Origin of the sequence: Paenibacillus sp. FSL R5-0378 (assembly GCF_038009285.1) — a bacterium.
Classification (GTDB): Bacteria; Bacillota; Bacilli; order Paenibacillales; family Paenibacillaceae; genus Paenibacillus_AQ; species Paenibacillus_AQ favisporus.
In genome coordinates this window covers 239,581-252,396 of the sequence record NZ_JBBPAY010000002.1, presented here as the reverse complement: position 1 = coordinate 252,396, position 12,816 = coordinate 239,581, and the positions used below count along the sequence as shown (strand labels likewise).

Here is a 12,816-nt window from a genome sequence, read left to right as displayed (position 1 = left end):
ATGTGATTCGGGGTCAAAGCCCCAACTAGCCTAATCATGGTTTAACAAGTAGGGGGGATGAACAGAATAGCTTTCGGGATCTGAGTCCCACGGGCAGAAACGTTCGATCCCCGGCTACCTCAATCTTATGACCACACAAAAATGAGGTCGACCAGTAAGTTCTGGTCACCTCATAATACGAATGGGCAGGATAGTTTAGGGATTTGTGATAAATTACAAAAGCCAAATAACGACTTCTATGACAACGTTGAATTGTCTAAGTATGACTCCGGAAGCTCACCTCGCTTCCCTGCACGTTGTTCTTATAAGAAAAATATGGAGATGTTTTTGGCATTAGGCCAGTTTGAGATTGTGCAGAAAAATGATGTACCTACAAAACCGTCTGAGATCCGCGAGGTACTTGTACAAGAGGAAGTAACTAACCTGTCTTTAGAAAGGAATTAATGATTGAACGTGCGTGTTCAAATGCTAGGGGTTGTTATTAGAATACTATTGAGTGGACATCCCTAGTGTCTATCGTAAAAACTTGCTCGACGAAATTCCCTAAATTTAAATTGTGTAAAATTAAGTTGTTGACAAACTAATTAAGAGAAGGTATCATTCCCTTATAAAGATTGCGAACAATTAATTTGTATACAACTAAGTGAGGTGGAATACATGTCACATCATCAAACCGTTATTATCGGAAACGGTCCTGTGGGATTAACAGCAAAGGCGGACAGCTGACGACAACGACAGAAGTCGAGAAGGAGGGGATCACAGGGCCGGAGCTCATGGATAATATGCGTAAGCAAGCCAAGCGATTCGATGCACGAATTCAATCCGGCTTAGTGACCTGCATGGAAGTATCGAAACGCCGTTCACATTGTATTTGGAAGGGGGAGCTGAATTAACGGCGGATGCCGTGATCTTTTCGACCGGCACTTCCGCGAAAATGATTGGTATTCCCGGTGAGGTCGAAAATATCGGCCACGGGGTCAGCACATGTGCAACCTGCGATGGATTCTTTTTCCGCATCAAGAACATCACTGTCTTTGGCGGCGGTGACACCGCAATGGAGGAGGCACAGTTCTTAACGCGATTCGCTTCCGAAGTCCGCGTCGTGCATCGCAGGGAGGAACTTTGAGCCTCCCAAATCATGCAGGAACGTGCGCGTAGAAACGAGAAAATCGAGTGGAGCCTTAACGCAACCCCGCTGGAAGTGATGTTTGGTAACAAAGGTGTGACCGGATACTGGAAACGGATGGAGTCTTTCTTGCTATCGGCCATCATCCGAATACCGGATTCCTAGGCGGGCCAGATCCAAACCGACGAGCAGGGTTATGTGGAGGTCTTTCCGGGAACTTCCCGCACGAATGTTCCTGGCGTATTTGCTTGCGGAGACGTCATGGATCCGATTTACCGTCAGGCGATCACGTCAGCAGGCAGCGGCTGCAAAGCGGCGTTGGATTGTGAAAGCTTTTTGTTCGAACAGCAGTAATTCGCATTCACAACATAACAGTAAAACTAAATCATCTAATGGAGGTTATTATTTTGACTCAAGAACGTATAGGCAAAGCAACAATAGGTGGACAACCGCTCACCTTGGTAGGGCCGGAGCTGAAAGTCGGGGATAAGGCTCCCGCATTCACCATTAATAAAGATCTGATGACCGAGGCAAGCCTCTCCGACTATGCGGGCCAAATCAAGCTCATTTCCGTCGTACCTTCGCTGGACACCGACGTATGCGATGCGCAAACGCGCCGATTCAATCAAGAGGCGTCGAAGCTAGGTGATAGCGTGGTAGTATTGACGATCTCGGTTGACTTGCCCTTCGCGCAGAGCCGGTTTTGCGCGACAGCCGGCATCGAGCGAGTCGTCACCCTGTCGGACTATAAACACCGTAACTTCGGCGAAGCCTATGGCGTGTTGATAAAAGAGCTGCAACTTGATCAACGCGCAATCTTTATCGTCGACACCGATGATACCATCCACTACGTTGAATATTTGAGCGAGCTAACGGATCATCCGAATTATGATGCCGCCCTGACTGCCTTGCGGGAGCTAGCGGAGTAAGCGATCACCTACCAGAAGAAGGAGTTGACATCCATTTATCATTGTGTATAGTTAAATTGTGCACAATATTATAGAGAGGTTGACCTCACATGCTGCAACTTAACGAACACCTTTGCTTTTCCTTATATGCTTGCTCCCGAGCTATTTCTCGGTTGTATCGACCGCTATTAGAGGAGATGGGAATTACCTATCCTCAGTATCTCGTGTTGCTATCCCTCTGGGAAAGTGACGGGCGGACGGTGAAAGAACTGGGAGAACAATTAGACCTCGATTCAGGCACCTTGACGCCGCTGCTGAAACGGATGGAGACGAACGAACTGATTAGGAGAGTACGATCGACGGAAGATGAGAGGGTCGTCTTGGTCCTGCTCACAGAGAAAGGGTTGGCCCTTAAGGGGGAAGCCGATTGTATTCCATCCGCACTCCTCTCAGCCAGCGGAATGTCAATCGAAGATGTCTCGGAATTAAACAAAACGATCAAAGAGTTAGTGGAGAAAGTCGTTCAGACTAGCGGGAAATAATCTATTCAAGGTATGACCATGTCAACAACGACCTTAACTTCAGTGTTAGAGAAGATTACGGCAGCAAGCCCTTTTGAAGTGCAGGCGATACACCAACGTGTCATCCAGCAGCTTCAAGAAGGAGGCAACGCCACAGGCCTACCAGTTGGGACGAAAGCCAAGGACTTTGGACTGTTAGATTTACTTGGGAAAAAGGGAATCGTTGCCGCCAAATATAAACTATTGTATGGAGTGCTTGACTATCTGAGGGGCATGTACTTGAGCCATAATATAGATCTTCACGAGTACAATGGGACAGATCATTGGCTGCTTCCGGTGACGGAAACGTTCATGATTGACGAATACTCCGTTATCCGTTCCGCATTGTGAATCCCGACTTTACCAAGAGAATGGAACCGGAGGATATTCTCTGGGAGCTGCGAAAGTTGTAATCTTTTTTTTACCCATAATGGTTGTGCAAAATTAAATTTTTAACAACTAGGAATAGGCATAACCACATTGGACGGCAAAGGCCTGAAATTGATGGTAATTTATGATTATCAATGAATGGAATAACAGAGGAGAGAACCCGAAAATGAAGAACAAATTCAAAACATCCGTTGCGGCCATGATGGCGCTCGGCATGACCATTACCGGCGCGGCCGGCGTATATGCAGGAAACAATCAAGAGAAGATCACGGCATATTTAAACAGTGATATCAAGTTTAAGGTCAATGGCGCGGAATATGTTCCTAAGGATGCGAGCGGCAACAAGGTTTTGCCGATCAGCTATAAGGACTCGACTTATCTTCCGGTTCGCACCCTAGCGGATGCTCTACACGTTTCGACCGTCTACGACGCTCAGAACAAGCAGATTTCGATCGGTTCCACGGTGTCGGAAAATAACACCACCACTTCTAATAATAAAGTCGTGCTTGAACCGGCAGCTCAGAAGTTTGTCGAGGATACTGCCAAACCTCCTTATTTGTTCGATCTCGGCCCAGTAGAGGGAAGAAAAGCCGTGGATCAAGTACAATCAGGTGACGTGAAAATGCCAGAAGTTGATCTTCAGCATTTGAAGATTCCAGGCGGACCAAAAGGCAGCGTGTCACTTACTATTGTTCGTCCGAAGGGAGTAACGAAAGACCTGCCGGTTATATTGTACACCCACGGAGCAGGTTGGGTATTTGGAGACGAGCTGACACATTCGCGTCTCATTCGTGAGCTAGCCGTCGGTTCCAATTCAGCTGTAGTCTTTACGAATTACGATCTCTCGCCGGAAGCAAAATATCCGGTTGCTATCGAGGAGATTTACACAGCGCTACTATGGGTGGCCAAAGATGGAAGTAATAATAGACTGAATTCACAGAAAATCACAGTAGCTGGAGATAGTGTGGGGGGCAATATGACGGCGGCTGTTACATTGATGGCTAAAGACCGTAAAGGCCCGAAAATTAGCAAGCAGCTTCTTTTCTACCCCGTTACGGATGCCAAATTCGATACGGCCTCCTATCAACAGTTCGCTACGGGCTATTTCCTGCGTCGTGATGGTATGCAGTGGTTCTGGGATCAGTATACGACAGATCCGAAACAAAGGAACGAAGTCTATGCTTCACCGCTTCGTGCAACGATTGATCAGTTAAAGGGATTGCCGGAAGCGCTTGTAATCACTGGTGAGGCGGATGTCCTGCGAGATGAAGGCGAAGCCTATGCTAACAAGCTCAGAGAAGCAGGTGTCCCTGTAACAGCCGTACGCTTTCAAGGCATTATTCATGACTTTGTGATGTTGAATGCATTAAAGGATACAAATGCTGCACGCGGAGCAATGCTGTTGGCCAATTCTTGGCTGTCACAATAATAGAATCGAATTTTTTTACCTGTAATGATTGTGCAAAATTTAATTTTCAAAAACTAATATAACATGAGGAGAATGTTGAAAATGACCAAAAAAATTATTCTTGAGTCCGCCGCACAACAATTTGTTGAGGCTACTGCGAATCCGCCCTACTTATTCCATCTGGAACCTGAGCAGGGGAGAGCTACAGTAGACGAAGTTCAATCGGGAGATACCAAGAAAAAAGATGTAGACATTGAGGATCTGGGCATCCCAGGCGGACCAAGCGGTCAAGTGTCCGTTCGGATCCTGCGTCCGAAGAACTCGGCTGGCCAACTTCTTAAAACGGTTTTGTACATCCATGGTGCAGGATGGGTGTTCGGTAATGCCCATACCCACGACCGTTTGATTCGGGAGCTAGCGGTCAGAAGCGGATCCGCTATCGTATTTCCTAATTACAGCTTGTCTCCCGAAGTCAAATACCCGACAGCTCTTGAAGAGATCTATGCTACGCTGCAATGGATCGCTTCCTCCGGCAAGGCTCATGGCCTGGATGCGGATCATATCTCCATCGGTGGCGATAGCGTTGGCGGCAACATGACTGCGGCAATCACGTTGATGGCTAAGGAAAGAAAGGGACCTACGATTAAACGACAGCTGCTGTTCTATCCGGTTACGGATGGGGGAATGGATACGGACTCGTATCATGAATTCGCCGAAGGATACTTCCTTCGCCGTGACGGGATGGCTTGGTTCTGGGAACAGTATATCAACAAACCGGAAGAGTTAAATGAAATCTATACTTCTCCTCTGAGAGCTTCCATCGACCAGCTTCGTGATCTTCCTCCAGCTCTCATCATTACGGCGGAAGCCGACGTTCTTCGAGATGAAGGCGAGGCCTATGGGAATAAGCTTCGGGAGGCTGGTGTGGAGGTCACAACGGTGCGTTATCAAGGAATCATTCATGATTTCGTCATGTTGAATGCTTTGGCGGATACGTTGGCCGCCCGCGGTGCGACTGCATTAGCCAGCGCTTGGCTGAAAGATGGATTTCAATAATGGATCAGGGAGAGAAGGATATTCTCTGCTATCTGAGATGATTAACCCAACATAGAATGTTAAAAACCGGGACGCCTTATCTGGCGAGTCCCGGTTTTTGAGTTGCTTAAATTGTCATTTAATTCATTGGGTACCTTTAAAATTCGCCCTTAGACCCGTTAAGCTGAAGGAAGAAGTAGGATCATTAAGCTAACGGGTGGATCCTTTTTCATCGATTGTTCCATAAGAAAGGGTGTACAGTTTCTTCCTAAGCTCATTATCCCTTGTTACCTGGTGCATTTGCATCCTACATTTTTTTGCAGTTTAAGAGAGGTGCTATCTTTCATGCTGCCTCTATTTATTTCAACCCACAAATTGGAACATATGTGCTGAAATAAGTACACAAAACAAGAGTTTTGCGTACTTTTATAATAGATCGATTTTTTGTTTTGTTTTAAGGCATTGTGTATATTAAAAAGTGTGTGGTTTTCGGAGCTTAATAATAGATTTATTAAAATAAATACGTTATTTCTATTTAATTTAGAAGATAAGTGAGGTGAGTATGTTTGCCGCGCAATTATGAAATTGAGGAATTGTATGAGGAACAGCTACGTGCTTTCAAAATGTGGATGCAGTTGGCGGGTTATACTGGAACAACCCAAAAAGAATACATGAGGGAAGCTACGGACTATCTCAAGTCACTTAATGGTCTTTCACCAGCAGAAGCAAGTAAATTGAATGTGATTGAATTGTTGTTTTCTAAAAGAAATGCCAGCGATCTCGCAAAGAACCGAACACTATCAGCTGTACGAACATTCTATAAAGCATTGATCGATTTTGAAATGTCTTCCCGGAATCCTGCAGCAGAGGTCAAAAAAGCCAAAACGGAGAAGAATAAGAAGCCGGTATATCTAGAAGAGAATGAGTTAATTGATTCACTTCAATATATTAATGGGCGTTACAGGAATCGAAATATAGCGATCTTTCTCCTCATGGGGTACTGTGGCTTACGTGTAGGGGAAGTACATCGTTTAAATCTTAATAATTTCAAAAAGGAGAAGGGAACCATCGAGGTGCTGGGAAAAGGTAGGAAGTGGAATGAGATACCGGTTCCGGAGCTCCTGGTTAAATATTTGAGTGAAGTGGAGCAGGAAAGGATCAACCCGCATAGTAAGAAGGAAGATGCCTTTTTTATTTCTCAAAAAGGTATGCGGCTCTCTATAAGGCAGATTCAAAAAGTCGCTTCAGTGACATTCAAAGCCTTCAAAGAGAGTAATCCCAATTTATCTGACATGAAGCTTTCTTGCCATAAGCTCCGGCATTCGTTCGCAACTATGATGCTTAAGAATGGGGTGGATATTCGGGTTGTAAAAGAGCTGCTTGGCCATGCTTCGATTGAAACAACCATGATATATACCCATGTTAATGATGAGCAGAAGAAACAGGCTATGTCTACTGTGAAGATCCCTGTCTCAATCGTCTCTTAACTTTATCCTTAATAAGGAATGGGGATAACTATCATAACGAGGCTAATGGATTCTCTGCTTGTATTTACCTGAATTTACGATTGAGATGGTGACATCTACATTTTTGAGGGAGTCCTCGGTTAAAATAAAGTCTGTTTTTTTCTCAGTTCTTCCCATTTTTGGGGGTGTTTCCTATAAAGTTTATCTTCTAACATGAACACATCGGATTTGATCGAAATACCCTTTCTGAAGCTGTGAATGATCTCTTGTTTAACTACATCCGCTGCCTGTTTTTCGAGAGAAACCTCATCAATATCCTTGATAAGTAGTGCAACCGATCCCTTTAGACCGACCCGGATGTTAAAATAGATCTTCTCTTTCTCAAGAACAGGTTCAACAACGAAATGTGGTTTTCTCAGACTCAAGTTTGCGATCGGATCCGAGTTGTCAGGGACATTAATCGGGGAGACCTCCATCCGACGTTGGATCCATCTGGTACCTTTTAAGTCTTCTTCCGACAACCATCCACTAAGCTTTCGATTAACAAAGAAAAATGCACCATCTATCCGGAGCATGGGCTTGTCTTTCTTATCTTCATACCAATCGTTGTGATCAATCGTAATTGAAGGTAGAATGGCTGTACCACTGGATTCATTCAGCTGAGAGAGGACCTTAAATTCATAAGTAGGCAGAATAAATGATCGCTGAGTGAATATTTGCTGAGGAGATTCCAGGACGGTTTCCAAAGGTGAAAAATTTAAAATGGACTTCTCCGTTAGTATTTCATGAATCGGATTTTTTGTACCATATAAGAGGACATTATAACGGTTTTCACGGTGACGGTTCAACAAGTCAAACACCTCGTTGATATTGTGACGAAGTAATCTATCCGTACAGACAATCGACTTCATGTGCCCCCAAAATACCCTTCTTTCTGAAGTGGTGTATATAGAAGAGAGTGACTCTGAAATGGTCTGTCCCTCCCCATTTCCGATCCAAACGGGGAGAACTTTTCCGACCTCTCTGCCTTCAGTAACGGCAATATTCGAAAAGTTGAGAACTTGGATATAGCTTATGTATTTTCCGTTTTCGTAATCGAGTCCTATGGCAGTTACGTAAGCCATATTTTGAATATCCTTAGAGTTCCAACAACCTGGAAGTAGGATTATTATCAAAATACAGACCGCAAAGCGACAATACTTTTTCAATGTTATAACTCCTTTATTAATGGTATGGAAGTTATTGCATCCTTACTTTTAGATTTTGTAGCCGCACTACTTTTTTATTCATAAACAATACGGTTCTAAACTCTGTTTAACTTGAAATGTTTTTAGAAAGCCTCCCTACCCCATTATAAAAATTAATAAAGCTGCAATGTATCAATGTTGTTGCAGGGATAACTGAATGTCGGGAGAGGGAATTTAGAGTAGGAGAGAGGGGGAAGAAAGTAAAACAAAATAAAATTATTCACTATTAATTGAATTAGCTTTTAGTCTGTACATCATGACGAGATTTACTGACGCCGGAATAATCAGAGCCAAGCAATTGAGTTGATGGCCGTACCCGAATTGAAAATAAGGATTACCTGTTAAGGCAAAGCGACACGCTGTCCATAGGATGAATATCCAATGAAACACGATGTTCCATTTTAATAAAAAACGTTTAATTTTAACTTCCATTTTGGCATTTACCCCTTTGATTCTAATTGCTGATTCATTTTTGATATTATTCAAGTTAGAACTGAGGATTACCGGAAAATGTACCAATTGTGCCAGAGATCTTTCAGTAGAAACGAAGTCAGCCATAATCCTAATCCAGCTGCTTAAATTCATCCCTTTTGTAGGTCATGCCGAGTTCCTGTTTCTCTTTTTAGATCGAAACTTGGAAACCAAGAAATAGTAGACCGGTGTTAGTTGGATCGAAAGCACAAATGCAAGAATTGCGTATGTTCTTATGACGGCTTCATAAGCCGTGGTGTGTTCAGCATACTGCAATGCGAAGGTTCCCGACATACTTCCCATTAGAAACACGACGCTACGTCGGTCCTTTAGACCAGCTATTTCTGACAAACATACTGAAGCAACGTATAACAGAAAAGAACTTCGGATAAACGTAGTAGATGACCAGAATCCAATTAGAAACGGATCAAGATTGTCCAAAAAATCACCATACCTTGCGATTCGAACTAACTCGAGGATAGGATAACGGAGCTGTTGACCCAGGTGTGGACCGAAATTAAGCATGCAGATTAACCAGTACAACATAATAAAAAAAATGGTCAAAATCAAAGATAACGCTAGTTTCTTTAATAATTTTCCATCAAATCGGACGAATGGTGCTGTGAAGAGGAAAAAAATCCAGTCTGAGAACCATGCAAATGCCGTAAAGGCATCGAGGATTCCCTTTTTAAGGTCATGATGTGTCAAAAATGCGATCATCATACCTAAATTACTTGAGGGCGTCATCATCGGGGCACTGAACAGGGAGCTGGCAAGGGTGACGAGGAAGATCCCTTCTCCCATATATATAATGGATTCCAGGCCGGTGCGCGCGCTTAATGAAATACAAAGGATCGAAAGCGTTATAATAACCCATATTGGCGTTTCAATTAAATACATGGATCCCATATAGGTTGCAAAGTTCATCATATCCAGGGAGATGAGATAGAGACCTAGTAAAATGACGAGTATTAGAAATACATTATGAATTGGCTTCCCCATAATTTGGCTGCCAAATTTCACCCACGAGGAGTCCGGTTTGAACTGCCCTAACTTAATGGTGAAGTATAGAATTATCAAACTTAGAAGACAGGCTCCAATCAGTGTGATCCAGCCTTGATAATAGCTGAGCTTCATCAATCGACCGATATAGAAGACCAACGGTTCGGATACCATAAATACAAAAGCAAACCGAGAAATTTGAGCTGCCGTGAATTTCATCAGATATGGCCTCCTAAATGATTTATACCGGTTTCAACAGAGTGTCGACCCAACCATAGGCATATATAATCAAATTATTGGGGTTTGGCCACCCTTTGAAACAATAAGCCAAAAGATTCCATAGGGATATTCCAATTATGAGCAGTAGTAGAGCCCACTTTTCCTTGGTGTTTTTTTTAGTTGCCCAGAAATACTCAAATACGGATATGCAACTAAACACGATAATAAACAAAAGCATGTGATCTACCGCCTTATTTGGATAGAAATTATGATGGACCGCCGATTTCCGATCCAAAGTAATTCATTTTTATATCCGTTTTAATTTGATACTTCAGACGCGTATGATAATATTCTCTCCAATTGGGTTTTAACTGGCTCCACAACTGCGGGTATCTCCATTCCAGGTAACTACCCAAATGCAAAATATCGGCTTGCTTATCCATGGATAATTCAATAGCTTCGGTTAAATCATCCTTGATTCTGTTTTCTATAGCATTAACAATGTCCTGAGTCTTTTTCGGGTCATAGACTTTTGAAACAGGGGAAATTAAATTGATTTCCCCGTTTCCTTTTAGGGTTATATTGAACACCAACCCCCGCCGCGTAAGCTTTGGAGTAATTTTTGATTCCAATTTGCGGATTGTCGCGCTAACCTTATCGTGGTTTTTTTTAACGGAAAAATCGGCTTGGCGCAATTTACTCGCAGCCCAAGCGACTGCTCGAGCCTGATCCAAACTTAGTGATCCTACCATTTTTCGGTTCGAAAAAATGGCCGCCTCTCGAATCCCAGCCCAATTTCCCTGTTTTCCCTTTTCACTGATTAAAGATTCTTTTCCCATCACTAATTGGGGGACGGCGTCATCCTGCTGATCAAGAACAGACATGATAAAGGTTTTAAAATCAGTGTCCATCAGTTTGCCCTGGCTGGATAACTGTTTAAGCACTTCTGATGGTGATTTTTCAGTTACTGCCGTCAGTGTTGTTAAGTCTTTTGCTTTGCCTGAGGCAACCATGATTTTAGAGCTTAAATGAAACAAGGGCTCTCGGGCAGCCCAAGCGAGCAAATCGATAATACCTTGTTCCGCGTAGTCGTGCCCGATTACCACGACACGTGTATGTCCCCAAGAAATTTCGCGGGTTAAATCGAGCTGTATTGCGTTGATGGCATCCGGAATCGTTTTTCCCGATTTTGATAACACAGCATACGGATTCCCAGTGTTATTTCCTGCCCCAGAAGATTCTCCGGAAATAAGTCGATTTGGCAATGGCGTGCTGATAGTCACCTCTACCTCACCAGGACGATCTGATTTATCAATATAAAGGCTTGTCACAAATGAACGGGTATTAATTTCCTTCTTGGACCAGCACCCGGTAAGGAGAACTAAGCATATGATCAGCGAACAGGATCCTTTCCATACCCATTGATCCGTTCTCATTACGATTGACCCCTCCGTTTATTTCTTCCGGCAAAAGATTCAGGCCTTTGTTTTTGTAAGAAACGCGGTACTCGTAGAAAAGCATCCTTCATTTCACTATAGTTTACCGGCGCAAAAGGGCGGAGGTAAGGGACACCGTATGATTTGATACTGACCATTTGCAAATAAAGTAAATACATGGAAATAACGATGCCTAACATGCCAAGCGTACCTCCCAATAGCAGTATGGCAAACCGAAGTAACCTAAAAGATTGACCCAATTCAAAGTGTGGGATGATAAACGATGCGATCCCGGTAATAGAGACAACAATGACCATTGGGGCAGAGACGATGCCTGCTTGAACGGCAGCCTGTCCAATCACGATTGCCCCGATGATCGATACTGTTTGCCCGAGCGGCCGGGGGATTCGAATTCCAGCCTCCCTGAGCCCCTCAAAAAAGAGCTCCATCATAAAAGCCTCAATAAGTGCAGGGAATGGGATGTTTTCCCTTGCGGCAGCGATGGTAATCAGCAGACTTGTAGGGATTATCTCCGGGTGAAAGGTTGTGACTGCTACATATAATGACGGCAACATCGTAGCTACAAAGACAAACATTAGGCGAATGAGCCGAGTAAAGGATGAGGTATAGAATCGCTGATAATAATCCTCTGCTGATTGCATCAAAGAGAAATATGTAACCGGTAGGATCAGGGTGTAAGGAGTCCCATCCTGCAGCACAGCAATCCTGCCCTCTAACAGGGCTGCAGCTACCGTGTCCGGACGCTCTGTATATTGGATCTGCGGAAACATTGCAAAAGGTCGAGGTTCGATAAACTCGGTCAAATAAGTAACACCCAGAGAACCATCGATGTTGATTTCAGACAATTTCATTCTGACCTCGTTTAATACTTCTGTTTTGCATATACCCTCAATGTAGCTTATACAGACTATCGTCTTGGTGTATTTACCAATGGTCATCTGCTCGGTTTTTAGATCAGGGTGCTTAATTTTCTGTCGAAGCAAAGATAGGTTGTCATCAATATTTTCAATAAAAGCAACTTGCGGACCATATAGAACCACTTCATTCGTCGAATCCGAAATGGCCCGTTTCGCAAAATCATCAATAGCAAAGGCACACATATATGTTAGCCCAGGTATGTAAAGTACAGCACTTCCGGTAACGATAGCATCCACGATATTATCTACTTCACGTTCTTTTTTAAATGGCATGGCGAACAATGAGCCGTTTTCGATCTGCTCCAAGAAAGAAACTCCAACACCTTCTGATTGACCTACTTTAAGAATTGGCGAGATAATCTGCTCCCGAAGAATCCGCTTATCGACTATGGAACGAATGTAAAGAAGGAGGATGGAGCAGCCATGAATATTAAATGGCTGAAACACCATATCTTCGATTGATTGGAGTTTGCCACGGATCTCCCATATAAGACTCTCCCTTGTTTCCATTTGTGTTGTGCCCCCTGACTGTCCCCAGTATGTAACCTCTAATTATCCTTGTTCCCCATTATTGGGTTTCAAAAACACGCTGAGTTAGATGTGTTGAGTT

11 protein-coding genes and 1 pseudogene are annotated in these 12,816 nt (G+C 43.6%); 8 read left to right on the top strand and 4 right to left on the bottom strand.

Annotated features, from left to right (window positions below):
• Nucleotides 1-141 precede the first annotated feature (141 nt).
• The 8 genes and pseudogenes from MKY74_RS35820 (at nt 142) to MKY74_RS34640 (ending at nt 6,914) form a co-directional block, all read left to right on the top strand.
• Complete coding sequence (locus tag MKY74_RS35820) at nt 142-444, top strand: DUF7002 family protein (RefSeq protein WP_445671812.1); 303 nt, start codon at nt 142-144, stop codon at nt 442-444.
• A gap of 213 nt (nt 445-657) precedes the next feature.
• Nucleotides 658-1,480: pseudogene (locus MKY74_RS34670) on the top strand (NAD(P)/FAD-dependent oxidoreductase).
• 53 nt (nt 1,481-1,533) lie between these two features.
• Entirely contained in the window at nt 1,534-2,055 is a 522-nt protein-coding gene (gene tpx / locus MKY74_RS34665; RefSeq protein ID WP_076177017.1) for a thiol peroxidase, read from the top strand.
• 89 nt (nt 2,056-2,144) lie between these two features.
• Entirely contained in the window at nt 2,145-2,576 is a 432-nt protein-coding gene (locus tag MKY74_RS34660) for a MarR family winged helix-turn-helix transcriptional regulator (RefSeq protein ID WP_076177018.1), read from the top strand.
• Nucleotides 2,577-2,594: 18 nt separating this feature from the next.
• Nucleotides 2,595-2,945 (top strand): hypothetical protein, encoded by a 351-nt coding sequence (locus tag MKY74_RS34655; protein WP_244169476.1) that lies wholly within the window; start codon nt 2,595-2,597, stop codon nt 2,943-2,945.
• Between the two features lie 502 nt (nt 2,946-3,447).
• Entirely contained in the window at nt 3,448-4,413 is a 966-nt protein-coding gene (locus MKY74_RS34650; RefSeq protein WP_076177045.1) for an alpha/beta hydrolase, read from the top strand.
• Nucleotides 4,414-4,494: 81 nt separating this feature from the next.
• A complete protein-coding gene (locus tag MKY74_RS34645; RefSeq protein WP_076177020.1) occupies nt 4,495-5,448 on the top strand; it encodes an alpha/beta hydrolase in 954 nt (317 codons plus the stop codon).
• Between the two features lie 545 nt (nt 5,449-5,993).
• Nucleotides 5,994-6,914 (top strand): tyrosine-type recombinase/integrase, encoded by a 921-nt coding sequence (locus MKY74_RS34640; RefSeq protein ID WP_144025568.1) that lies wholly within the window; start codon nt 5,994-5,996, stop codon nt 6,912-6,914.
• 119 nt (nt 6,915-7,033) lie between these two features.
• Here MKY74_RS34640 and MKY74_RS34635 read toward each other — a convergent pair whose 3' ends face one another.
• The 4 genes from MKY74_RS34635 to MKY74_RS34620 form a co-directional block, all read right to left on the bottom strand.
• Complete coding sequence (locus tag MKY74_RS34635; protein ID WP_167372962.1) at nt 7,034-8,101, bottom strand: Ger(x)C family spore germination protein; 1,068 nt, start codon at nt 8,099-8,101, stop codon at nt 7,034-7,036.
• A gap of 636 nt (nt 8,102-8,737) precedes the next feature.
• Entirely contained in the window at nt 8,738-9,832 is a 1,095-nt protein-coding gene (locus MKY74_RS34630) for a GerAB/ArcD/ProY family transporter (protein ID WP_084204325.1), read from the bottom strand.
• 266 nt (nt 9,833-10,098) lie between these two features.
• Nucleotides 10,099-11,268 (bottom strand): Ger(x)C family spore germination protein, encoded by a 1,170-nt coding sequence (locus tag MKY74_RS34625; protein WP_076177024.1) that lies wholly within the window; start codon nt 11,266-11,268, stop codon nt 10,099-10,101.
• The gene (locus MKY74_RS34620; RefSeq protein ID WP_076177025.1) at nt 11,268-12,716 is read right to left on the bottom strand and encodes a spore germination protein; all 1,449 of its coding nucleotides are present in this window, start codon (nt 12,714-12,716) and stop codon (nt 11,268-11,270) included. Before MKY74_RS34620 ends, MKY74_RS34625 begins: the two co-directional genes overlap by 1 nt.
• Nucleotides 12,717-12,816 lie beyond the last annotated feature (100 nt).